Source organism: Aphanothece hegewaldii CCALA 016, assembly GCF_003007785.1.
Lineage (GTDB): Bacteria > Cyanobacteriota > Cyanobacteriia > Cyanobacteriales > Microcystaceae > Chroococcus > Chroococcus hegewaldii.
Genome location: NZ_PXOH01000031.1, coordinates 25179 through 49982, shown reverse-complemented (window position 1 = coordinate 49982; position 24804 = coordinate 25179). Strand labels below are relative to the sequence as shown.

Below are 24804 nucleotides of genomic sequence, written 5' to 3'. Positions count from 1 at the left end.
AAAATCCTTTGCCGCAGCTGTAGGAGCAGGACAAGACAAAATTATCCTTTTGGTTCTTGACCGCGCTGGATGGCATATGAGCGAGAAAGTTGAGTTACCATTAGGCATCTTTTTTGAGCCTTTACCTCCTTACTCTCCCGAATTACAACCAGCCGAGAGACTTTGGGCTTTGGCTGATGAGCCTTTGGTCAACAAGAGCTTTGAAACTCTTGATGCTTTGGAAGTGGTTCTCGCTCAACGCTGTCATGTTCTTGCACAAATGCAACCTCAAATTCAAGCTTTGACTAACTATCATTGGTGGCCAGATCCAGAAGTTTTCAAGGCTGGTTAAAACCTCTTTGTATACAATGGCTAATAACTACGGATTTGGTATCAGGAGCAGAGTTGGAGCGAGTTGGGAGCCGTAAAATTCGACTTGAATTTCGCTGCCATCGGGTCTGGTTAAACGTTGCACTTGGTTGCTACGCATCGGTTTCGGTTCATCTCGTCCACTCCGATGGAGCAGCAAAATCGGGAGAAAGCCGAAGAACGACCATAAAAGGAGTCCAATGCTGAGATAGAGCCAGCGATCGCTAACTAATACCCCTTCGTACCACTGATAGTAAATGTAAGCTCCGCCACCAAGCAGGGCGATTGTTATCAGATTGGACAACAAACGAAACAAAAAATCGAGAGGCATCAACATGGCTCTGTTTAACCTGACACTAGCAACAAATTGATTTAAGTTGAAATTAAAGCATCCAAATTGAAACTGGCGTAACCCTCTAAGGTTAGAACTCAAGTTTTCTCTCGCCAGACATCGTTGATGTTATTAAGCAAAGAAAGCAACAACACCTTCTCAAGATGTTTTGTTAAAGACACGGTGAGTAAGCATCTCAGATTAATCAACTTGCGATGGTCTGCATTCATGTTAGCTTTTCCTAATCTATCAGTCATGCGTTGGAGCCCTTTAATTCTGACGACTTGGCACATCAAGCGAAAAATGCGAAAAGAAGCTTGGTGTAAAAATTGACCTAAGAAAAAGAAATAACCGTTATTCGGACTGTTCATCTTCAAGAGTAGACCGAATCGAATTATCCTCACGCTGGTCAAGAGATCACAATACAGGCCAATAATAATAAGAATACAGACTGATGTTATGACTACCTCAAACCCGTGCCAGATTGAAAATTGAAGTAATCCAGACGTTAAGAGAATCAATCCTCATCCCTTACAGAACAACGACTCAAGATTACAACCAATCACCTAATGGTTTTAAGATTAGGAGGGCTAGCTTTGTGTGTCTTGCTCGGTGGCGTTCAAAGTAGGAGAAACCAGTAATAACAGAAGAATGAAACATCAAAGACAGAAAACTGTAGAGATCTATCTTGATTCACCTACTCCATTTATGATCGAACATTGGGAAAAATTACTGCCAGATTGGAAAGTCCCTCCTCAAACGATCGTGCTAATCTTACTTAAATCCCAATTGCTTTTAGAGGGTCAAGGGGAATTGATTGAGTTAGAAAAAGACCGATTGAAAGAGCGATTTTTGGCTTGGGGTGAAGTTTTCCAGGCAACGAGTCAGCAAAGGAGATTTTTGAGCGAAATTATTTCTCCTAAAGACGGGACACCACAATACTCACAGGAAGGCCAATTAATTTTTGATTTAGTCGCAACGGTTCATCACGCATTGGGATTCGACTTTTCTCAAACGGCGGGGGGCTGTAAAGCACTGGAGCATCCCGTGTGGCAGACGGCTGTCTATCCTGGGCTTTTTCTATCACAAGCAACAGCGACCGCAGTTCAGTCAATCTTAACGGAAATGGTCTGGAAGTAACGCTGTTAGGAAAAACTTCGATCCTAAAGCTTTGAGTTAATTTGTACTGGTATACTGAAGAGGTGGAAAGTATCTGTAGTCTTTTCATCCTCAGACCATCGAGCAGCAGATGTCCAAAAAATTATTTCTCATTGAAGCCCCTGGAAAAATCAAGAAACTACGGCAGATTTTAGGCTCGGAGTATCTTGTCAGAGCCAGTGGCGGACACATCAGGGAACTGGCTAAAGATGGGGATGACCATCTCGGCTTCGACCTCAACAAAGATAGCATTTCCTGCCGCTTCCTCCCCAGAAACTCGCAAGCCAAGAAAACGATCGCTGAATTGAAGGAACTGGCCCGACAAGTAGATACAGTCATTTTAGCCACCGACGAAGACCGAGAAGGGGAAATCATCGCCTGGCATCTCAAAGAAGTCATGAATTTACGAAATCCTCAGCGCGTTACCTACCGAGAAATTACACCCGCCGCCGTACAAGAAGCCCTCAAACAACCTCGCCCAATTGACTCGAACCTAGTCAACGCCGCCCTAGCCCGTTCCGTCTTGGATAAACTGGTCGGTTTTAAAGGTTCTCCTCTGGTATGGAAACTGAACAACGGAGCTAAATCTATTGGGAGAGTCCAATCAGCCGCCCTACACATCCTTTGTCAACGGGAACGGGAAATAGGAGCCTTCAAGCCCCAAGATTACTGGCTAGTTACCGTCACCTACTCCGAAGGATTTAAAGCCTACTATCTTGGTGAAAATGCCTCAACTCAACCTCATAGGGAAGAAACTGAAGAAAGGGATGATGCAGGTGAAGGAGAGGAAAGGAAGATTGAAGCCACTAAAGTTTTAAGTGAAGCCGAAGCAGATAGATTGGTTAGCCTAGCCCGCCAATCTTCCCATAAAGTATTCAAAGTCGAAGGAAAAACCGTCAGTAAAACCCCACCTGCTCCCTTCACCACCTCCTCACTGCAACAAGCAGCAGGTAGCCGTCTCAAGTGGAGTCCCGAAAAAACGATGCAGGTAGCACAGAATCTCTACGAAGGGGGACACATCACCTATATGCGAACGGATTCCGTCTACCTAGATCCCCAATTTTGCCAGACAGTCAAACAATGGCTGGAAGAAAAAGATCCTCAGAATGTCCCCGCAAAAGTTACTACTTACCGTCAATCAAAGACCGCACAGGAAGCGCACGAGGCGATTAGACCGACTGACATTCGCAAACCCTCATCGGAGCTAAAACAGGAGATTGCGGCGGAGGAATTTGAACTTTACCTGCTGATTTGGCTTAGAACCGTAGCCAGCCAGTGTAAGAGCGCACAAATTGTTAAATCTCGCATCATCACCCAATCAGGAAGCTTATTCTGGCAAGCGAAAGGGCAAATCGTCACTTTTGCTGGATATGCCAAATATTGGAAAGACATCACTGCTGATTCAGTATTGCCTCAAGTTTCCCCAAAACAACCTCTAAACCTTGAAGAAGCCAGCCACGAAAAGAAACAGACTCAGCCGCCACCTCGCTATACAGAAGCTAAATTAGTACAGGTGTTGGAACGACGGGGCATTGGTAGACCTTCGACTTTTGCGCCTACGGTGAAGACTTTGAAGGAACGAGGTTATGCTGAAGTACAGAAACGGCAACTTCAAGCGACGACACTGGGATTAGAAGTCGATGCTTTCTTGCAAAAAACCCTGCCAGAGTTGTTAGAAGCTGAGTTTACGGCTTCTATGGAAGATAAGTTAGATGCTATTGCTTCGGGGCAGGAAAACTGGGAACGGTATATCATCGATTGGAATGAGGATTATTTTGCCGTTGCTCTAGAAAAAGCCTTAAAGGTCATTGAAAGCCAACCAGTATCTAAAGCTAACCCACCAAAGGCTAATGTGATCAGCCCTGCGGGTAAAGAGTCGAAATTTGACTGTCCTTGTTGTGGACAAAAGATGGTTGAAGTTCCCTCAAAATCCCAGAAACTGCATAAGGATTATTTTCTTAAGTGTTCAAGCTGTCAGGCAGTCATGTTTTACAACAAATGGCGTAAAGTTTGGGAATTGCCCGTCGAAAAGCCAGAAAACCCTTCTAGTTTAAACTCTAAGCCTTTATACTTAACTGACCATGCCTGCCCAGTATGCGGGAAGAAGTTAGCAATACGAGAGTATGAGAAGGACGGACAGAAAAAACGGATGTTGGTCTGTTCATCTGGGGAAGCGAGGACAGATAAAAAGCATCAGGGAGTTGCTTATTTTGAGTCGAGAAATGTCTTCTGGTCAAAAAAATATGGAGAACTTCCGATCGCTTAAGATTAATAAAATTTTGTTAGGCTATTGATATTTAGACTGATTGCAGTTGTTTCTCAATCGCATCACAAGCCAGACTAACCCCATTTTCGGCTTGGATAATCTGTCCAATCTCTGCTGCTTTAGCACTATAACTGGAATTGTCTAACAGTTGTCGTAACTGCTGGGCGACTCGTGCCGCTTGATACTGCTTACGAGTAATCGTCCGTGAAGTCCCCAATCGTTCCACCCTAGCTGCATTGTCAGGCTGGTCATGGCTGTAGGGCATCACCAGCGTGGGACGACCAGCCCTGAGTGCCTGAGCCGTTGTGCCAATGCCACCTTGATGTACAATGGCACAAGCATAAGGAAAAATTTGAGAGTAGGGTACATAACTCACAGCAATGATGTCGTCTGAAAGATTTTTAGGAGGGTCGTTCTTGCCGATGAGCAAAACAGCACGGCGATTGAGGAGCTTGGCTGCCGATAAGCTTTCTTTGTAAAATTGACCGGGAGTCATGACGGCGGCTGATCCTAAAGTGAAAACAACTGGTGGTTCATCAGCTTCTAAAAATTGCTCTAAGTCTGATGGAAGTTGCACTCCGTTTTTACTGCCATCGTAAAAGCTAAACCCTGTGATGAGTGTATTGGCTGGCCAATCGGGTTGTGGCTTGGCAAAAACCGAGGAAAACATCGCCAGCACTAAGTAAGGAGAATACTTATCGTCAATGAAGGGGTTTCCTTTCAGAGGCACTAAATCCAGTTCCCGACGGAATTGATGAATCGGTTCAGCCCAAGAGCGAGACATGACTCTTGATAATTGTAGGATACCTCGATTAGCCAGAGAACCCAGACCTCGAAATTTAGCTAGAAAGGGGAGGATGGGGAGAACTGAGGGGTCGTAAATGGAGAGAAATGAGGCAGGTTGTAGTACGACGAACGCCCAGGGAATGTCTAATTTTTCTGCCACCAATCGACCCGCTACAACTCCTTCACCTGCAACAATAAAGTCTGCATCTTTGGCAATATCCATTAAATCGGTATAGGTTTCTCGTAAATTCGCACCGATCCAATTTTTAATCACATATTCTGTACCTGTTTTGAGATCCATCATTTTCGCCATCTCTTGAGGATCGTTGAGTGCTGTGTTATCAGGGCGTATGTGGTGAAAATTCAATCCTAAAGCTTCAATTTTGTTTTGATATTCTTGATGGGTTGCTAACACCACCTCATGACCCCGATAGCGTAGTTCAAGAGCAAGCGCAATTTTGGGATGAAGATCCCCAAAAGAACCAATGGTCGTCAAAACAATACGGCTCACGATGAACGCCCCTCGATTAGTAGCATTACCTAAAACAGTATATTAAGGGGACAACAACAGCCGCAAATATTTTTATATCTTGATGGCTCCGTTGTGATCTTCTTAAAGCATTACCAGTTAAGCATCTGACTGGATTTGATGACGAGTTAGTTTACTGCCTGTAAGAGCAGAATTTCACTCTAATCACCAATCAAGCACAAAAAGCTTAAAAACCTTAGCTCAGTCGTCAGAAGGGATAGAGTAGTCGTCGCTTTTCTTGAAATGTTCGGGATGAGAGCAAATTTCAAATCGTCCTAAGTCCGAGTCAGTAATTCTAGGTTATGACCGTTAGGGTCAAAGAAATAAAAGCCACGACCGCCTTGTCTGTGGTTAATCTGGCCTAGATTACGGTGCATCGGGTCGCTACTGTAGGATAAACCCGCCTCTTTGACCCGTGCAAAAATGGCATCAAATTCTGAGTCGCTAACATGGAAAGCATAATGATGCGACTCAAATTCTTCCCGCTCGGCAAAATCAAGTGTTAGGGTATCATTAACCCTGACCGCCGCAAAGTGACCGACACCCGGTTCAACCTTAAGTCCAAAAATTTGAGCAAAGAACTCGGCTGATGCTTTTCTGTCATGGGCAGGTACGATCGTGTGATTGAGCGTAATCGTCATAGCATCCCTCCTTCTCTAACTGAAAAGTCCAATAACAGTGAGCGAACAACTCGTCTGTTTGCTTTGAAGTCTTTTCTCTATTCTAGCGATCAGTCCGTCATGAAAGAAAAGCAAAATTCAGTATATCTAAGCTTATTTTTAATAAGTATCCCTGAGTTAAATACAAGATAAATATCTGTTGCATTGAGTCATCAGTTAGTTTTTTATAAGTATTCTGTTCATTTTAAATTGAGTCATAATCTTCTCGTTTCTTTTCTGGTATTAACATTAAACCTATACTTTCTTTTTCTAGCTTGTATCAGCTTATTAAAAATCTTGTATTGAGGAGAGCAAGCCGTGTTATTGTTAAACAGGCTTGCTGATTTTGTGTCAAACTAAAGTTAGAAGAAATTGCCAATTGCTCACGGGTAAACGATAAAGATATGACTCAATCACATAAGAAAAGCAGCCTTATTGGAGTCCGCTTTCTACCAGAAGAAAAGAAAAAATTACAAGAATTAGCCTCAGAACAGCATCAAACCTTGAGTGAACTGATTAGGGCAAACACTCTTAATCAAATGGCGAGAAGAAGAAAGTTTGTCCCTGAAGTGAACCGAAAACTTTATCTTGAACTCAGCAAAATTTCTGAGTATCTTCAAACCATTGAAATGAATTCAGAAGATTTAAGAGAACTTCAAGAATTACTTAAACAGGTCAGAAGCGAATTAATAGGTCTAGAACCAATTTCCAAAAAACATGATGGATGAAAATTTTATGATCGCCAAACAAGTTCAAGGTTCAAACTTTGGAAAAGTCTTAAATTATGTCCATCATAAATCAGGAGCTAGGTTGATTGGCTCAAATATGGTCGGTCAAGACCCAGAAAGTTTAGCTAATGAATTTCAAATCGCCTCAGACTTAAGAAAACGAGTTACCAAATGTGTCTATCATGCCAGTCTTTCGGTTTCTCCTTCTGAACAATTATCCGACCGCCGATGGGTAGAAATATCACGTGCTTATTTAAAAGGTATGGAATTTAATGGTAGTCAATATGCCATCTATCGTCATACAGACACCGAACACGATCATATCCACATTATCGCCAACCGTATTAAGATTACGGATGGCTCTGTGGTTAGTGATTCGTGGCAATATCGACGGGCTGAAGTTTTAGTCAGGCAATTAGAGGAGCAATTTGGTTTATTTGCGACACCTTGCAGTTGGAATAAGGGAAAACGCTCGCCAACTACAGGAGAAATTCGCAAAGAGAGAAGAACAGGTGAGGTGAGTAGCAGAAGCCAGCTTCAAATATTCATTCAACAAGCACTAAATGAAAGTCTTTCTCTTGATGAATTTATCGAACATCTATCTGCCAAAGATATCAGCGTTCGACTAAGAAAATCCAACGAGGGCAAAATCGAAGGAATTTCGTATAAGTTAAATGGTGTCGCTTTTCAAGGACGGCAACTAGGCAGAGATTATTCTTGGACTAGCCTAGAAGCTAATTTTGCTACGAAAATGACCGATCCAGAAATAGTTAGGAGCAGACCAAATGAAAACTCCAAAGAAAGAATAAGAGTAGAAGCTCAAGTAAGTTTCATGCCAAATGAGGCTGCAAAACCATCAGAAGACGAGCTAGAGCCACGAAAAATGCAGTTAAGAGCCAAATATATCAATTTCGCTACTCAAGTTCGTGATTTACCACAATTCAGTAATAAAGAAAATGAAGATATCGATATTGGGGTGGCTCTTTTATCGCTGAAGTCGGGTCACACTCTAGAAGAAGCAAAAATGATTTTAACTCAAAGCGATACAGTCAGACATTGGCATCAAGAATTTTCACAAGATCGGTTTCTTAATGTTGCCAAGCAATACATAAAACAGATTGCTGAGGGAGCAGTTGATGTACTACAGAAATATAATCCCAGAGAAAATTGTCTATGAATTGGTCTGTTTTAGAAGATTAGGTTGAGTGTGTCATCATAGTTTTTTCCTAAAAAACTGAAATTTTCAGTTTCTTTACCAATATTGTGAAAAATCTACAGATTATAGTCGCGACAAGCATTTCAGTCTAAATCGAACGCTAAAATGAGGGTGATGAACACTCCTCAAACTTCTATGTTTTTTCGTCCTAGTAACTACCTACTGCCTGTTTTTAACTGGACAACGACCAATCCCCTGCGTTTTGTCATTGGTCTTGTCCTATTTGGGATGTTTGCTTCCGCTCCAAGAATGCTGCAAAACACAGCCAACAAAACACCAGAAAGAGTGGTAAGAGCCGCTTATGCTACTTTAGAACGGGGTAAAGGTGAAGAAGCACTTAAACAATTCGAGAAAGCTGAATCAATGCCAAATGTCACAAACGGTACATCGGCTAAAATTCACTTGGGTAAAGCGATCGCCTACCAACGAGATTTAGAAATTATTAACATTGCTAAACCAACGATTATCGAAAAAGCTGCCAGTCCAAGACAGACTAAGCAGGAGATTGAAGGTAGAGAAAAGATTCTACGGCAAATGATCCGACAAGAACTCAATCAGGCACAAACAGCTAGTCAGAAAGCAGGGCTAACCAGTTGTGCCGAAACAGTGGTAGCTGCTCAAAAAAGCCTGGGAACTACGAAAACAGGGACTTGGACTCAATTTCTTAAAGATACCAAAAGTTGCCAGAAAGCTTGAGACATTACTTTAAAGCAGTGCCGAGAACAGATCTGATGACTCACTTTCTTTTTTGAGCAGCGTATCTGGAAACATACGATCAACTTCCTGCTGTCTTGCAATTAAATCCTGCTCAGTAATAGAAAACTGATTTCCTGCCTTTTCAATCAATCTAGGGCGAATTGATTGATCCCAAGCTTTTTCCGTCCATTTGATAAGTTTTCGATAACGAGAACTCAGTTGAATTTTAGTTTTCACAGGTACAAAACCTTCATCACCGCTAATGAAATGTGGATTGATGATAATCGCTTGTCCCGTTCGCATTTGGTTAATCCGAGAGCCAGAAATCAGAGGAACAGTCCGCACTTCTTCAGAATAGCTAGTAGTTGCCTTGCCCCCAGTCAGACTTCGACTACGAGACTTTAAAGTTACTTCTTTATCTCCCAAACCTCTAGCCACCCATTCTGCTGTATCGATGTCTTGAGGATTCATGTAGATTCGAGTTCCAAATGCACCGATAATTGTTCTTGCTTCAACATCACCATACATCCCTTCAACCTGAGTCTTATTCTGAATGCCCGTCACTAGACAAAGCCCCTTACTACGATGTTCGTTCGGCCAGTTTTTCAGATACGGTAGATAAAGCGTGGGAAGTTCATCGAGGATGAAAAAGATGGGATCTTGACGCTGCATCGCCATGTTACGGTTGACCAGTAGATTAATGATTGTGGCAAATAAGGGAGCCAAGACATCTCGTTTTTCTTGATCAAGTCCTAAAATGAGCATTTTCTTGCCAGTTAGCCTTGTTGGAATGGTATTCTCACCACAGAGAACGGACAAAACTTCTGGAATCTGGAAACGATTGAAAATCAGTTGAGCGGTAGACTGAATGCTCGATTCAGTTTTTTCTGATCCTGCCGATGAGGTAAACTGACCAAAGGCATCGACGATCCACGGGTTCATCTCCCCGCGCTTGGCGAGAATACGACGGGCGAGGCGATCAATATTTAAGATCTTAGAACAGGTAATCAGATCGGGATACTTCATCGTCCGAGCCAATAACAGCGTTGCCTTAACCAGTTGATTTCCCGCAGGCCCGAAGTAGCCGTCTTCGCTTTGTGCTACGCCCTGTTTTCTAAAATTAGCATTCATTACCTCCGCCAGTTGGGACGCATACAACCCGCTTAATTCATTATCGAGAAATTCCGTAATCGGATTGAGTCTCCCAGATTCAGGAAAGCCAGGCGCAAAAACGTGAATTTCATAGCCTTTTGCTTTGGCATAACTAGCAAGAATGGATGTTTGATCGGGATACTTAAAGTCAAATTCTACTACAGGAAAACCTTGATCGATGGCACTAATCGCAATTTGGTTGATGGCTGAAACGGTTTTACCTGCTGCTGCGGCTCCCATAACAAGGGTACTTCGGTTGGCTTCGGGCAAATAGATCGGGGGTTTACTCAAAGGGTTATTGGTTGGTTCACCGATCCAAACAGCTACAGGCTGTTTTTGTCTGACTAGAAGTTGATTTAAAGCGACCTTTTTAGCTTGTGATAATTCCTTTGTCCCTCCAAAACGACCATTTGCCAATTTTCCTTTAGTGACTTTTGTTCCTTTACCACCTTGCATCAACGACCCCATGCCGAGGAATAACAGGAGTGCAACGATCGTCAAACCTTGAGGTGAAACGAAGTATTTAACGAAAGCACTATTCTGAAAGGATTCAGCAAGTTGTGTTCCTATAGAGGCTGACTCATAAATTTTGTGATTTTGATGATTAGACATAAGACGAAAAAATTATAGCGGCGAGTGCTGGAATCAGGTAGTAAGCAAGCATAAGGAAGTGACTTAAAAAATCACTCAGAGGAAGATTCTTCTGAAGCTTTTCCAAATAAAGAGTAAACGCCAACAAAAACAGCATGACAGCCAGAATTTCGATGATTGCATCCTTAACTCCAAAAAAATGAGGAATCTGGACAAGAAAACAGCCTACAGCTAGCATCGGTAGTTGATTCTTGGCTCTCAATCGATTAGCCTCCGAAAGAGCTAAATGAGAGAGATTGACGCACACCAAAATGCTACTAAGGCGGAAGGGAAGTAGAGAATAGGCAGATAAGGCCAGTACAGGTAGGTTAACTGAGGAAACAAAATCATACTGGAGTACCTGGAAAGCCAAGTAGTAGAGACCGATTTGACCCCACCTGCCCAGTAATTCTCTACGGCAAAAACGATTTGTTCCAGGAACGGGTACCCAAGTAGCCAGATAAAGAAACAATAGTTTGAGGTAAATGGGCTGTTCCGAAAAAAAGGCAACATGAAAAGAAGCAATCTGAAGCGATCGCGCCATCAGTTGTACAAAAACAGGCGGGCGGAAAATGTCGATCAGTAATCCGCCCCAACGTGATTCCATCAGCGTTCTGCTCCTTTGGGCTGTTGTTCTTGGCTTTTAAGTACCTGTGCTGCTTTGAGGAAATGATTTAAGTCTTTAGATTGAAGATGATCCACCAAAACACCTTGTTTGACCGAAAAAAGTTCGCCACGCTGTTGTTTAGATGTATCAGTAATTGTGATACTGCCTTCTACATCACGTTCAAAGCGATAATTTGTTCCCTGAACGATCACTCGACCATCTTCATAACGATGACCCGCAGAATCAAGCAATCGATTAGCAAAATGTGTGACAGTCGATTGTCGTTTGAGGTCTTCTGCAAGCGAGCGAGAGTTAAAATTTTCTTTAAGCCACTCAATGCCCTTTGAAATAGCTGTAGTAATAGAAGATGCAATTTCCCTAGCACCTTCAACTAAACGATTCAGCCCAGAAAACTTAGTCCGAACCGCTTCATCACGAACACGCTCAGAGTTAGTCAGGGTTTGTTGGATCGCATAGAGTGCGGTGATTTGTTGCTCGGTTGAAGTCTCTTTATCCTCTGCTTTAATGGGTGTAAAAGTAGGTATGCTATTAAAACCCTTTAAAGTTAATTCGGGTGGAAGAACGACAGTTTCGGTTTTGCTTTGTGGGTTCTTGAGTGCCTCACTTTCGGACGACTGCTGTTGTAAAGCGGGTGATAAAGGAGATGATAGATCATTAGCCTGCTCAGGAGCAGAGTCTTGTTGCTGTTCTTGTGATGGATTCTGCTGCTGTTCTTCGGTCTTTTGGCGTAAAGCTCTTACTTCTTCGATCAGTACCGATACAGTTACAGCTAATTGGTTGATAGCTGTAAACATGAGCCGCATTGATTCATTCTCTAACTGCTGTGCGGTTTGTGTGCCTTGAATGGCTTCTCCATTTTCGATAGTGGTCATCAATATTACCTCGGGTTATAAAGGTTTACACTGGTAGCGATCGATTGGCTGAACGAGACGGTCAAGAGCAACTTGATTGCCGTTCAGAGCAAAAACAGGCATCCCATCAAAAGCAATCACAATCTGCTGAGGGCGGTAGGTGGGTGAGACAAAGGCTTGATAGTGAATGCCAAGTGCGCTTTGTTGGTGAGCCAGATATCCGTCACAAAAAAATTCAAGAACTCTCCATCGGTAGTCGGGAGTGACCGCAGGTGGCAGTTTTTTGGCTTCTTCTAGTAAGCGATCGAGGTCTAATAGATGTGTGTGCATAATTGATATTCCTCCTTAAAATCCAACAATGACCGTATCTTTTTCTTTAACCGAGTAAAACGGAAATGGCCCGATGATGTAGGGTGAAGTGCCACAGAAAATAGCAAAACGAAAATAAAGTGAAAACTGTGCTTGGCCTGCTGCTTCGTCAGTTTCATTCAGCACAACCTTAAAGCTTTTACTAAAGGGATGTCGCCCCGTTGGTTCCCTTCCCGTCAGGCATCCTGAACCCCCACTCACCCACTGAGAATCGCCTGAGATCCACTGTTTACCTTGCATCAGCTTTGGCCATCCTGGTAGGTCGCCAAGTTCAAGATGAGCGCAGTTGGACTGATTGCAGGGAACCTGAAATCCCTCGTTATAGCTACCAGTAATGGTATTGGTGCGATTAGCTTCCTCATCAGAAAACACAACATCTGCCATTGCTAAAGGTAGGTTGACATCTATCAAATCAGAGAGATAAGTTTTAAAAGGAAGTTGGTCGAGTCCAGGAATATTAGAAATAGGTAAGTTCTCCCAATTAGTAAACTTTTCTATAGGGAGTTCGCTTAACCCTGGAATTGAACTCAAAGAATAATTATTTAAAGTCGATAACTCCTCTAGAGTTAAAGAACTGAAATTAGCATTTCGAGAGAGTTGCGAAAGCGTTCGGTTAGATAGATTTTCAGCTACATCAGAACCAAACTGTTGTTTGATGAGTGCTTTAAAGGGAGCAACCTGCTTTAATCGAGTTGAACCCAACAAAGGGATGGTATTGACAAAATCCTTTAGTGAAAGTTTTTTGAGAAAAGGGGCCGCTTCTAAAGAAACTTTCTGAGGGGAAAGACCAATCTCTTTAAGGATGTAACCCATCGACATCTGAGGCAGTTTGGTATCAGAAAAAGCTCCTAATTGGAGGATTTCAGCAGCAGGTGTTCCAGCACGCCAAGAAATATCCCCAAATGACCCATCACGCATGACTGTACCGAGATCGGAAATCGAAAGCCCTGCAAAATTAGGCGTTTGGGCTTTGACTGGGCGAGGGGGGAGTAGTGTTAATGAGACGAGTGTGCCTGCAAGCAACAGAGTAGTAAGATGTTTGAGATAATCGGAAACCATAAAGACCTCCACAATTTAAATTAGAAAAAAAGTTAAGAACGATCGCTCTTAATTGACGGCTTGTGCTTGAGTGCCTAGTTGAAGAATGCGCTCAAGGGTATCTTGAGAAAGATTGTTTCGCCCTCGTGCTTCTTCTTCGCCATAGCCTGCTTTAAGATCTTCTAAAAATAGTTCGACTCGAGTCAAAACAAGTCGATTTTTGGTTGTCGTATTCAGTTCTTGTTGAGCGCGAGTTAGTCCTTTTTCATAAAGAGCAATCCGTTCGGGTGAAAGAGGTATACCCCGACTGGGAGTTTTGTTCGTTAGCGTAAGGCGAGGCAGATTTGGCGGCTTCGAGGCTACAGTCGGCAGTAAATTAGCAACAAGGTATTGTGGTCGCCCTTTGCCGTAGGTAAGAATGAATTTGTAAATCCGTTCACCTTGTTGGGAAAGTGTCACCACCGTTAGTGTTGTTAAAGATGTAGCAGGAAGATTTTGAAACTGCAAGCCAGTAATCCGTTTGAGATGCAGCACTTTTACACCTCCCGCGCAGGGTAGGATTACGCACAGATTGCCTGCATAGTCAAGAGTCAATTTTGAAGGATCATCAAGCCAAATTTGCTTAACATATTCATTGGCAAGACCTGATAGATTGACGGTTAATCCTGCACCTGGCCAAACCATTAAAGTGGGAAACTTTCCTTGACGAGCTTCTATTTGGCTGGCGTTGAAGTTTCGGCTATAGTTTGTCGTAGGACGTGCTTGAGCTTGTGCCATCGTATTGCCAGTCAAAGAAAATACTGAAGCACACAACAATATAGGTAATGTTTGTTGCATGAAGTGTTTCTCCTATTCAAAATCTAATTCTGGAGTAGCCGTTTCAGTCGTAGATGCGCCTAGAGGTAAAGCTAAAGGACGAGTCAACCTTACGGTTACAGAAGTGCCATCATTAACCGTGTAGATCCGAATGCCATTATTATGAGTGCGGCGATTACTTCCACCACTAAGTGCATTAAACACTAGAGCAAAATTCGTGGCTTTTTCAATTCCAGCTAATCCACCTAATGCACCTGCTAGTTGTCCTAATTGGTTAACTGAAAGTCCGCCACCATCTTCACCAACCGTTCGGACTTCAGCAATGACTGGGCCATCTTTCCCAGAGATAGCGATCGCATCGGGTTGCAGTTCGACTTCTTGATATTGCCCTTCAATCTCATAAGCGAGTTTACGGGGTATAAAAGAGATCATCGGGCCGTTAACTTTCACCATAGCCGTTAGTCTTGCTCCAGAAGGAACCAATGACTTTGAGAGTCGATCTTTAATTGGTTCATTCAGAACGATAGAGACTAAGAGTTCTTCTTCAGAGTCACGATTAGGAGAAACACTCGTATTAGCGGGTACAGCAAGACCTCCTTCAATTCGTCCGTTTAGTTTTTGTACTGGAACATTTTGCTCGGAATGATTTGAGGTAACTTTTTGCTGAGAGACTAAAACGGTTGAAGGATTATCGCTAACAGTAGTTTTGTCATCCGCTTCAGCAACTAAGGGAATGGGTCGAGGAGACGACGCATTACTATTATTTACTTTCGCTTTGAACGAACCGAGAGCCGCTAAATCTTGCCACTGTTTTTGAGGATCGATTGCCTTTGAACTTGGCTTAATCGAACGAACTAAAGGCTGTCGGGATATAATTTCTCTGGGTTTAACAGGTACTTGATTAATCCGATAGGGACGTTGATTATAGGAAGAAGTGGATAAGTCTCTCGATGATTGCCTTGCAACTGCTCTAGTTCTTCGTGGAGACGTTGGAGTCACATTTTGCTGACTTATCCTAGATTTGGGAGTTTCTGGTTTTTCCTTAAGTGAAGGTTGTGCAGGTGCATCGGATTTTTTGTCTATTTGATGGCGTTTCATCTGTTGTGCTTGTTGAGAAAGTGCTAATTGAGCTAAAAGTTCTTCTTTTTCCCGCTTTTCCGACTCTTGAGCGAACAATTCTTCGGTTTGAGCATCTCGACTTTTTGCACCTCCGTTTGAAGCCTGCAAGTTCCCCATTGGATTTTGAAATAAACTATAAAAAAGGACAAGAAAACCAACGACTCCTGCTGTACCCAGTGCTACAAGTGAAAGCTTACTTAAAGGGTGACTCGCAAAACTGTGATAGGTAAAATGCTGCTGGAATTCCTCTTCTAAGTCGGCATCAAGCGGAACATCAGGAGTTGTTGCCTGTATTGTACTGGTTGGTTCAGCAGGAGCAGTATTGCTATTCGTAGTGTTTTTGGTTGAGGAACCATTGAACCCCAGAACATCTTGAATCTGTTTGAGTTTGTCAGACATAATGTTATTCCTTGCTTTTAGGGGTTGATTCAGTTGGCTTTGAATTTTTCTGAGGTGTACTCTCAGGTAATTCCAGAAAATCTCCCCCACGCGGTATGGTGGTATCAATAGGAGCCATTTTCACAATCCGAAGTCCGATCGCAGTAATCTCAAAAATCTCTTTTTGCAGTTCTGTAGAAATGTCAGGAAGTGGCTCGAACTGAGGATTAACGGATTGGAGATACAAAACTTGACGAAAAGGCTGTGGTTCAATTTGAGATAAAGGATTTGAAGAACTAGCCAAATCGCCATCAAGGATATAACGCGCCCCAACAACGGTCACCGTCCACTGTCCAGGCTTACCTTCAATCGGAATTGGCTCACCAATAAAATCAATCTTGAAGAAAATTTGTGTACTACCTGTAAATACACCTTGAGGGGTAATTGTCGCTAGTCGAGAGAGAAAAGCATCTCTAAACTCTGGGGCAATGGCACCCATAACAACAACATAAGCACTGACTGTAACGCGATCTCCACCTTCGGAACCTTTTAGTTTTGGAACGCGAATGCCAGCATCAAATTGCCCCTGTGATTCAAAACCCAATCGTTGTGATGAACTCTTTTTTTGCGAAATGGGAGCAGCAGTAAACATAGCCGTCAGATCTTCTGACGTAAATCGCTGAATGGCTTTGGGTGTTCTTTGTGTTGCAGGAATTGCATCGACTAAAAAACCCCTTCCGTCTGATTGCTCAACCAGAATTGCTCCTGGTTTATTGGCAATTCGTCCTGCTTGGACGAGGACAATTAAATTAGAGCCAAAGACCAACGCCAAAACGCCTAGATTCAAAAGTAGAAAGGCCCATAATCCTAAAAGGTTCGTTCGTTTTTCAAAAGATTTGCGAATGTGCTGTAAGGAGATTTGGGAGCGATCGGCATTGGCACTTGAAACATTTTCATTTTTATGTCCGAAAAGTTTAAATGACATAATATCTTCACGGGATATAAAGAATAATCGATTAATTTCGAGATGGGGCAGATAAAGGAATCCCACCTGTCATCACTGCCGAAGCCCCAGCAGTAACAGTACCGCCAACGATACTGGTAAAGGCTGTCCAGACGACAAACCCTGAACCTGATGCTAGGGAAAAGGAAATAACAGGAGCAAAAACTCCTACAAACAAGGGGAACCAGCCTGGGTCGTTAACCCCAGAATTAGTCGCTGTGACCGCAGCTAGACCGACGAGAATGTTAAAACAAATCTTGGCTAGGGCAACCGAGAAAAACCCAGTCAGCCATGCAACGAGAGAATTGACCCCGAAAAAATAGAGACTACCGCCCACCGCAAGAGGAGACATCAGTCCAACTACTAAAAGCACAGCTTCTAAAAGATGCTGATAGGCTTGCATACACCAGTAGAGAATCGAGTAGACAATGGGTTGCCAGACAGGAGAAAAAAGTCCGACGAGGCTAAAAGAATCACCCTGTTGCAAAGCATTGCCTGCATCTTTAAAGCGATCAATAATACTGCCAATCCAATTAAGCGGGCCGAAGGCCGCCCCAATCGTATTAGCAATGACATCAGCCTGTCCTGCTGCACCCTGCAAACAAGCGACTTGATCTTGTCCTTGCATCGACAAACAGGGCTTATAGATAAACTCCAGAACACTTTTTAGAATCATCCCGCCCTGCAATTCCTTTAACACTTCATCGATCTTGACTCCAGCCAGTGTTCCAGCTAAAACCCCGTTAGAAACTTGATTGACTAAAGAGCGAAGCTGAATCACGCAGATCGCTAACAATGCTCCCTGACCTGCAAAAAGACTGATTGCTAGAACTGCCCAAAAGACGGCTACTGCATCGACAGGTCGAGATTCGTTTAAAGCACGATAGATCCGAACGCCAGACAAGATCAAAGCAGCAACAGCAAAAAGTAAGCCCAAATTAGTGATTGCAGCATAAAGCGTCTGACCGCCAACCGAACCATTGCCAAAAACAAGGTTCCAGTTATTGTCCCAAGTCTGAGAGACTTTTTGAGCATCTTCCAGCCCATTTTGCAAGACATCACTTAAGGTTGCACCAAGCAGTGGTGTAAAAACAAACACAGTATCACCCCCTTAGAACAAACCTGCTCTAGTTGCTGCATTAACAAAACCTTCTACATTCACACGCTCTTTTGCATAACGGTCTGAGCGTTGCTCATCAAGTGTTTCAGAGATGTTAGACAAATTTAGATTGGCAATTTGTGAGTCAACACGACTCATTTGGCCATCTTTGACTTGCTGTTGTGCCAGAATAGCTTGCTGGGCAGTTGTCCAAGCTAGAATCTTCACCGCATCTTGTGTACTTTCGGCTTTTAAAGCTTCTTCACCTGTTTCTAAAATCGATTGAGTGACCTCTGCCGCATTTTCTAAGGAGTCGGATACCTGCTGCTGTCCATCTTCACCCAGAATCGTATCGGCATGAAGTGCTGTAACTCCTCTATCTCCTGCATTCATCACAAGGCCTTGAACTTGACCTGAATTGGTGTAGTAACCCCAAACAGGAAGTTTATTACTTTGATCGAGTTCGTAGCGAATTTCTTTTTGATAGTCAAGAGGAATTGGAATATTTAGCGTTCCTCTTGCTGTTTCCAGAAGATCGCCTAATTTTGAACCATCAGCAGTGACCAGTCCACAAAGTCCTTCAGGCGCAGTAATGTACTGATTATTGCTTCCATTGCACGTTTCCATATATTTATCGAGGACAAGCTGTAAAAGTTCTCGACCATCTGAATTAGTAATATCTTCGACATATCCTTTGACTTCCTTGTAAAGATCTAAAGCCTCTCCTGTCCATCCTCCTGAGAGTTTATTAGCAAGATCGATAAAAGAAGAGTTGAAAGCGAAAACGGTTGTTGGGGAGAAAATGGCTGCAACAATTAGCCCAAGCGTAGTAAGCTTTTTCTGTTTTGCTGATAGTTTTAATTTAGGAACATTTGATTGGAAAAACATCATTAAATTACCTCACGAAGCGATAGACATGGATTGTTGAGGGCTAGTAATCGGCTTTTCTTGCTCGTACACTTCAAGAATGCCTTTGCGTGTTTGTGCTGCCTTGCGGTACATTTGCGAAAACTGATAGAGGGCGAGAAATGAGTTATCGGGATAGTGTTCGGTTAAGGCGGTTCTTACTTTGGCTTCGTCTGTATTGTTAGCCAAAGTCGCAAGCTGTACGGGAGGCGCGTAGTAATTGACAAAGGTATAGCGACTACCATCGTAGAACAGCCACTGAGTTTTTCCTTGGACACGATCGGGTTCAAACTCAGCACAACGCTTAACCATAGTTTCAGACACACCAAGAATTCGACAACACGATTCAATCGCTGTCTCTTCGACTCGTCCTAAAAATCGATAGTGCATATTCTGTAAGATATCGCCTCTAGTGGCCGCGCTTTGAGCCAGTTGGTCAGGTGCTTGAGCACTTAATACAACCCGAATCCCCGACTTAGAACCGTTGGCAAACAGAGCAGCAACAATCTTAGCGATCGCGGGAAACTTAATCAGAATGGGTGACTCATCAATGAAAAAGAGACTACGGGGATACTCCAATGAACGACTGTAAGCAGCCGTAAAAGCAATGAGAGCAAAGATCTCCGATTCATCTTCTTTGAGAGCCGTTAGCGCAAAGACAATCAGTTTGGCATCGGGTTTAACCGTACTAGGAGAGCCGATTGCAGAGCCGATTTCACTGTGTAACCAGTAACTCAGCCTCAGTTTGACAAAATATAATGTATTTTCAAGGGCTTCGGAGTTCATGGCAAAATCTTCGGGAAGCTCACTAGCAATAACTTCCCTGCTACATCTTGCGATGAAATGTTTTAAGGTTGGGCTGTATAATTTCCACTCAGGACTACCAAGCTTACCAGCTTCAGCTTTCTCATACGCGGCAAGAATATCAGGATCTTTGAAAAAGGCATTGACGACAAAGGAAATCACCGTTTTGACTTCGGTTTCCAATCTCCCTTCAACAGCAGCCTGAGAACCGCCCAAAACCATCGAAGTTAAAGTGTCTTTGAGAAAGCCTAGATAGAGACTCCACCGTTTAGATCGCTCTTTTGGCTCGTAAATGCGAGAAAGATCAATGCGGTCGAAAATATTAAAAGAATATTCCCGAACATCGAAGTAATCGCCGATCACCGAGAGATATTGGGTATAGTCAGTAAAGGTTGAGCGTCCTGATGAACCAGGATAATCAATAGCAATTACTGGAATATCCTGAGAAAGAGAAAGCGTTAAAACAGAACCGATAAAGACAGATTTTCCACTACGGCTACTTGCAAAAAAGCCAACGTGCCGCCCTTCATACTCAAAAACATTCAAGTAAACAGGAATTTTGCTATCCTGAGCGACTAGCTCTACTCCCTTATGGCTACTTGTCACTGTAGTCAGTAATGGAAAAAGACCTAGTACCTCCGTATTGAGATAGTCCAAAGTACGATTGGTCAAAGTGGCTTGGAGAAGTTTAGCTTTAGTTAGAGGCATTGCTTGCATCCAGATTTCCCAAGCGACCTCTTTTTCTTGGATAACGACTGCTGGAGATTGAAAAGAATTTCTAATCTCTAGTGCAATTTGGTCTGCTTCCTCTGGCGTTTCTGCGTGAACAATCATTGCCATGCCAACGTGAAACGGTACATTTCCCTGGATCAGCGATACTTGAGCTTGAACAGATTCCTCAGTTTGTAGATTGGCACCTACATCAATGTTCTGCTTTTTACGGGCAGATTTGTCACGGTTCACACTTTCACGGATCAGCTTTTCCATCGAAATACGAGCAACACGCTGATCCCCCCGCCAAATTTGAGAAATAAACTCAATGTGTTTGATTCGCCGTTTCTCTAACAATCGAAAAAGATATCCAGCTTGTTCTTTCGCATCATTCCAGCCATAGGGTTTATCCAGAAAGGTCAAAACAGTACAGTAGGTTTTAGTCGCGGGATTGTAAATCCAACGTCTGTCTGGCATTGGAACATGATGCTGGAATAAAAGCGTAGCGGGGCTGGTTTCACTCCACATTTGAAGTTTTAGCCCTTGACGATCATAAGTAATCAGTTGAGGAAATTCTTCAGAGTCGGGCGTATCATTAAACAGTGACCAAGCGTAAGAGCGCATTTCATCAGCCGTCAAGATACGAGCTTTTAACTCCAGTTTGTCTGTGATAAAAGAATGCCATTGAGTTTGTGCTTCTTTTGCTCCTCGAAATGCTCGTTCATACTGCTCTTGTCCGAAGGTATTGGCTTCACCAAAATAGGATAATATGTGTCCCTGTACCCAAAAGAGAGCGCGTTCAATCCAATCAGCCGCTTCCTTTTCACTTTCAGCACTATAGGTAACAAAGAGAAAGTCTTTCTTAACTACGCGGTAGCCATCTAGAGTTAACTCACGAACTCGACTTTTTTCGCCGTAAAGAAAAAATTTCAATTCATCGCAGGGAGAGGAGACAATTAGCTTATCTAGATAAGATTGACGATCGCTGTCATCAGGTAGAATGAGCGATCGCAACATCAAAGAATCACCTAGCGGAAAGTCTTTTAAACCCGTTTCGGCGCGTTCAATGCGTTGTTGCAGTTGATCGAGTGGCGTGTAGGAGTGAATGCCTTCAAGTTCCCAGCCAAAAACAAACGTAGGCGGGTCATCAGGACTAGCTTTGAGAAGATAAACACCGATATCTTGGTCAAAAGAAAATCGGCAGTAGCTGGCTAAATCGAGGTAGTTCTGGATTGGGTCATAAACATCGACCCTCACTTTTTTGAGTTTTTTTGGCATGGTTGTTCGGAGAAATTAACGTGCTTTGTGATGACGCTTTTTCTGTTTGCGATTGCGCTCTGATGAATACCATCCGCAGTAGTAGAGTCTGCCATTAACCCAGCGCGGCACTCGGCGAAATTTGTTGAGGTACTGCCAATGATGGCTACCCAGCACTAAAGTTAGCGTAAAGAAAACCCAGAGCCAAACGCCGATAGTAATGGCAAACTGATTAAAATTGGCATGAACGATGTAGGCAACGATAAAAGCAATGCAGATATTAACGCACTGTATGGGAGTAAAATTACCGATTAAAGGAACTTTCCCAATCATCCGATTGACTTTCTTCATACGGCGATCGTTGGTCATCGTTTCAGTCCTCGCTTCTGATTAAGTCACGATAAAACCAGCTACTACGTCAACCACACCAATAATGAGCAAACTCAATAAGGGGAGTTGAACAGCTTCCCAAAGTCCTTCCTGCCGCCGAGCAGCGATAAATACACCAATACCACTGGCAATCAAGTACAGGACATAAAACGCCCGCATCACATTAAAAATAAGCGTTGCTAAATCGGTTGACTGAGGAAAGGCTCCAGACATCCACTGTTCAATGTTGTCGAGCCACAAGGCATGAGCAACACCACTGAACTGAGTAACGAACATAGCAGTTAGAAAGCCAGTCAAAACCATCCAAGACAATACCTTAGCTTGCCCAGAACGAATCAGAATGTCTTCCCAAAAAATAGAGCAGACGGCAGTAATAAAAAGGAGAAAGAAGTAAACAAGATCAGCTTGGAGGGTGTTAAGAATGCCATAACCAATCAGTGTTAAAGCAAATTTTTCAGCCAGAGGAAAATTAGCAATTTGCTTTTTCGGAAGGATAGATAGATTTTTCATGTTTCTTAATCGGTGGAAAACTAATATGTATCAGCAAACTAAAAACTGAGAAATGACTAAGAGTTTTTTCGCCTCATGCAGACTATGGTGTTGTTGGATGTGCAAAAATTAAGCCTCAATTTTTCCAAGATTGATAACGACATCAATAAGAAATCATAAACCAGCAATTACTCTCAAACAAAACTACTAATTTAGTGATAAATTCTTGAATTAATAGAAATAAACAAAATCCAGATAAATTCTTCTAACGTAAATTTTATTAAAATAATTAATTTATTTATGTTTTATCGTTTTCAAAAATTATTTTTAGGTAGAGTAACAATAAACTTGGTGTAACATCCTACTTCAGTTTCAAACTTGAGTTCACCGCGATGCTTGCCAACAATAATATCGTGAGTAATTGATAGACCTAATCCCGTTCCTGAGCCTGGCAGTTTAGTAGTAACAAAGGGTTGAAAAATTTGTGTTTGTAGTTCCAACGGTATTCCTAATCCGTTATCGTAGATCCCAATCTCTACAGATGCTCCCAAATCTTTAGTGATTAGTGAAATAGTAGGTTTATAGTTATCTGAGTGAGTTTGTTGTTTTAGTGTAACAGCATCATAAGCATTATCAATAATATTAATTAATGCCTGAGTCAGTTCGGGAACTACTACTTTTATATTTTCTAAAGAAGGAGCATAATTAGTAACTAATTTAATTTTAACTGTATTATTGTGTGATTTTTTACTATGATGAACTAACTTATATGCCGTATCAAGAAGTTGATTAATATTAGTTAAGCTTGGCGTTAAGTCTTGAGTATTAGCTTGTGGAAGGAGAGCCTTAATAATAAGATCAATTCGTTGAGTTTGATTTTTAATAGTTACAAGATTCTCAAGGATTAAGGATAGAGATTCATGAATATTTTGAGATTCTTCGTCATTGAAACTTTCTGAATCATTTTTCAATAATTCTTGTAACTCCTGTTCTAACTCTAATGATAGGTCAGCAAAGTTTTTAATAAGATTAACAGGATTTCTGATTTCATGAGTAATTCCTGCACTGATAACTCCTAAATAAGCTAATTTTTCTTGAGCTATAATTTGTTGTTGAGTAGTTTCTAGCTGATGCAAAGTTGACTTAAGTTGTTGATGATTTTCTTCTAATTCTTGAGTTCGTTCTTTGACTTTTTTTTCTAAACTAAAATTAGCTTCCTGAAGGCGACTGATATAAATAGCAAAAGAGATAATAATACTTGATAACCCCAGACCAAAAAGCGGAGAGATAACAGGAATCCACCAAGCATTTAGAAAAGCCAGATAAACACTTACCAGTAAAATAACTGAGAAAGTTATTGTTCCTAAACTAATAATCGAGAAAAGCTTAATTGCATTTTGAGTAGTACGCCATTGCCATGCCCAAACTGATGGAAGTAAAATCCATCCAAAAATCCAGAGGTATTCTACAGGCTCAGGCCAAGTTCTAATCAGTGATCTATGCTCAAGTACGGTACTAATAATCTGGCTCGTTACATTAGCATGAATTTCTACACCATACGTTAGTAGAGGGGATGAATTTTCGCCTTTACTGTAAGGAGTATAAAAGTAGTCTTTTAAGCTAATCGCTCTTGAACCAATTAAGACAATTTTATCTTTAAATAAATCGGAAGCGATTTCATTTTCTAAAACCTGAGTAAAACTAACTTTTTGGAAAGCTTGTTTTGCTCCTCGATAGTTGAGAATAATCTGATATTCAGCCGTTCCTACATTAAGATAGCTACCTTCGTTTTTTTGTAACGGATAAAAAACAGTATTACCTAATTTTAACCAACCACCATCAGCAGACGGAGTTGGATGAATTCTCTCTTTTTCCAAATATTCAAAAGCTACCGCTAGTCCGAAGCTCGGTAAAGCTGGTTGTTCTGGGGTTCGCGGAAAAAGAATCGCACGACGGAGAACCCCATCTCGATCAATCACTAAATCACTAGCACTTACTTGGCCTAATTCTTCTAAAATGGGGGGAGGTGCAATAGTTGGATAAAATTGGTCACCACTAACTTTTTGAATACCAATTAAATTAGGCGTTGTTTTAAAGACTTTAGTTAGTTCTTCATAACTGGGAGGAACTGGAATATCTCGGTGTAGATCTAAACCAATAACTCTTGGTTGTTGAGTTTTGATTTTAGTAATCAGTTTAGCTAAAAGACGATCGCTAATCGGCCACTGTTTGTATTTTTGTATATCTGTTTCTTCTAAACCAACAATGATAATTCTGTTATCGGGCGGTTCTTGAGGGCGAATTTTAAAGAGTAGATCTAAACTTGACCATGCTAAAGGCTGAAACCAACCGAGCAAGCGTACTAGAGTAATCAATACAGTTACATTAGAAACTGTGATTATTGCTCCTCGCCATTCCCAAACAAATTTCTTAAATTGCTCAAACAT

24 protein-coding genes are annotated in these 24804 nt (G+C 42.1%); 6 read left to right on the top strand and 18 right to left on the bottom strand.

Annotated elements, in window-relative coordinates; all coding sequences use genetic code 11:
- Positions 1–331: transposase (locus C7H19_RS20300; protein WP_181280643.1), on the top strand; the 331-nt coding region annotated here is incomplete at its 5' end.
- Positions 332–358: 27 nt separating this feature from the next.
- On the opposite strand, the gene C7H19_RS20295 is transcribed toward C7H19_RS20300, so the two are convergent.
- Positions 359–679 (bottom strand): hypothetical protein, encoded by a 321-nt coding sequence (locus C7H19_RS20295; RefSeq protein ID WP_181280688.1) that lies wholly within the window; start codon positions 677–679, stop codon positions 359–361.
- 98 nt (positions 680–777) lie between these two features.
- Positions 778–1050 carry a hypothetical protein gene (locus C7H19_RS25390; RefSeq protein ID WP_146136563.1) on the bottom strand — a complete coding sequence of 91 codons (273 nt, stop codon included), beginning with the start codon at positions 1048–1050 and terminating at the stop codon, positions 778–780.
- A gap of 280 nt (positions 1051–1330) precedes the next feature.
- Between C7H19_RS25390 and C7H19_RS20290 the strand changes: the two genes are divergently transcribed.
- Together C7H19_RS20290 and topA are read left to right on the top strand one after the other, a co-directional pair.
- Positions 1331–1819, top strand: coding sequence for a methylmalonic aciduria and homocystinuria type D protein (locus C7H19_RS20290; RefSeq protein ID WP_106458744.1), 489 nt, complete (start codon positions 1331–1333; stop codon positions 1817–1819).
- 109 nt (positions 1820–1928) lie between these two features.
- The gene (gene topA, locus C7H19_RS20285) at positions 1929–4103 is read left to right on the top strand and encodes a type I DNA topoisomerase (protein ID WP_106458743.1); all 2175 of its coding nucleotides are present in this window, start codon (positions 1929–1931) and stop codon (positions 4101–4103) included.
- Positions 4104–4134: 31 nt separating this feature from the next.
- On the opposite strand, the gene C7H19_RS20280 is transcribed toward topA, so the two are convergent.
- The gene (locus tag C7H19_RS20280; RefSeq protein ID WP_106458742.1) at positions 4135–5400 is read right to left on the bottom strand and encodes a glycosyltransferase; all 1266 of its coding nucleotides are present in this window, start codon (positions 5398–5400) and stop codon (positions 4135–4137) included.
- Positions 5401–5693: 293 nt separating this feature from the next.
- Positions 5694–6059 (bottom strand): VOC family protein, encoded by a 366-nt coding sequence (locus C7H19_RS20275; RefSeq protein ID WP_106458741.1) that lies wholly within the window; start codon positions 6057–6059, stop codon positions 5694–5696.
- Positions 6060–6481: 422 nt separating this feature from the next.
- On the opposite strand from C7H19_RS20275, the gene C7H19_RS20270 reads away from it, so the two are divergent.
- From C7H19_RS20270 to C7H19_RS20260, 3 genes are all read left to right on the top strand, one after another.
- Positions 6482–6805 (top strand): plasmid mobilization protein, encoded by a 324-nt coding sequence (locus C7H19_RS20270; RefSeq protein WP_106458740.1) that lies wholly within the window; start codon positions 6482–6484, stop codon positions 6803–6805.
- Between the two features lie 7 nt (positions 6806–6812).
- Positions 6813–7982: a relaxase/mobilization nuclease domain-containing protein gene (locus C7H19_RS20265; RefSeq protein ID WP_106458746.1), complete on the top strand. Its 1170-nt coding sequence runs from the start codon at positions 6813–6815 to the stop codon at positions 7980–7982.
- A gap of 153 nt (positions 7983–8135) precedes the next feature.
- Entirely contained in the window at positions 8136–8717 is a 582-nt protein-coding gene (locus C7H19_RS20260) for a hypothetical protein (protein ID WP_106458739.1), read from the top strand.
- A 9-nt stretch (positions 8718–8726) separates the two neighbouring features.
- Here C7H19_RS20260 and C7H19_RS20255 read toward each other — a convergent pair whose 3' ends face one another.
- The 14 genes from C7H19_RS20255 to C7H19_RS20195 all read right to left on the bottom strand — a co-directional run bounded on the left by C7H19_RS20255 (position 8727) and on the right by C7H19_RS20195 (position 24804).
- Positions 8727–10481, bottom strand: a complete 1755-nt coding sequence (locus tag C7H19_RS20255; protein WP_106458738.1) for a type IV secretory system conjugative DNA transfer family protein — start codon at positions 10479–10481, stop codon at positions 8727–8729.
- Complete coding sequence (locus C7H19_RS20250) at positions 10474–11106, bottom strand: hypothetical protein (protein WP_106458737.1); 633 nt, start codon at positions 11104–11106, stop codon at positions 10474–10476. The genes C7H19_RS20255 and C7H19_RS20250 overlap by 8 nt, the downstream gene beginning before the upstream one ends.
- Entirely contained in the window at positions 11106–11999 is an 894-nt protein-coding gene (locus C7H19_RS20245) for a hypothetical protein (protein WP_106458736.1), read from the bottom strand. Before C7H19_RS20245 ends, C7H19_RS20250 begins: the two co-directional genes overlap by 1 nt.
- Before the next feature lie 15 nt (positions 12000–12014).
- On the bottom strand, positions 12015–12308 hold the full coding sequence (locus tag C7H19_RS20240; RefSeq protein ID WP_106458735.1) for a hypothetical protein: 294 nt from the start codon (positions 12306–12308) through the stop codon (positions 12015–12017).
- A 15-nt stretch (positions 12309–12323) separates the two neighbouring features.
- Entirely contained in the window at positions 12324–13406 is a 1083-nt protein-coding gene (locus C7H19_RS20235; protein WP_106458734.1) for a hypothetical protein, read from the bottom strand.
- Between the two features lie 48 nt (positions 13407–13454).
- Positions 13455–14222, bottom strand: a complete 768-nt coding sequence (locus tag C7H19_RS20230) for a hypothetical protein (RefSeq protein WP_106458733.1) — start codon at positions 14220–14222, stop codon at positions 13455–13457.
- Between the two features lie 12 nt (positions 14223–14234).
- Positions 14235–15719: a hypothetical protein gene (locus C7H19_RS20225; RefSeq protein ID WP_106458732.1), complete on the bottom strand. Its 1485-nt coding sequence runs from the start codon at positions 15717–15719 to the stop codon at positions 14235–14237.
- Between the two features lie 4 nt (positions 15720–15723).
- Positions 15724–16683: a hypothetical protein gene (locus tag C7H19_RS20220; RefSeq protein WP_106458731.1), complete on the bottom strand. Its 960-nt coding sequence runs from the start codon at positions 16681–16683 to the stop codon at positions 15724–15726.
- A 31-nt stretch (positions 16684–16714) separates the two neighbouring features.
- The gene (locus C7H19_RS20215; RefSeq protein WP_106458730.1) at positions 16715–17800 is read right to left on the bottom strand and encodes a hypothetical protein; all 1086 of its coding nucleotides are present in this window, start codon (positions 17798–17800) and stop codon (positions 16715–16717) included.
- 12 nt (positions 17801–17812) lie between these two features.
- Positions 17813–18691 carry a hypothetical protein gene (locus C7H19_RS20210; protein ID WP_146136562.1) on the bottom strand — a complete coding sequence of 293 codons (879 nt, stop codon included), beginning with the start codon at positions 18689–18691 and terminating at the stop codon, positions 17813–17815.
- A 9-nt stretch (positions 18692–18700) separates the two neighbouring features.
- The gene (locus C7H19_RS20205) at positions 18701–21499 is read right to left on the bottom strand and encodes a hypothetical protein (protein WP_106458728.1); all 2799 of its coding nucleotides are present in this window, start codon (positions 21497–21499) and stop codon (positions 18701–18703) included.
- A 15-nt stretch (positions 21500–21514) separates the two neighbouring features.
- The gene (locus C7H19_RS25385) at positions 21515–21847 is read right to left on the bottom strand and encodes a hypothetical protein (RefSeq protein ID WP_146136561.1); all 333 of its coding nucleotides are present in this window, start codon (positions 21845–21847) and stop codon (positions 21515–21517) included.
- A 21-nt stretch (positions 21848–21868) separates the two neighbouring features.
- Complete coding sequence (locus tag C7H19_RS20200; protein WP_106458727.1) at positions 21869–22378, bottom strand: hypothetical protein; 510 nt, start codon at positions 22376–22378, stop codon at positions 21869–21871.
- 293 nt (positions 22379–22671) lie between these two features.
- Positions 22672–24804: a CHASE2 domain-containing protein gene (locus C7H19_RS20195; RefSeq protein ID WP_106458726.1), complete on the bottom strand. Its 2133-nt coding sequence runs from the start codon at positions 24802–24804 to the stop codon at positions 22672–22674.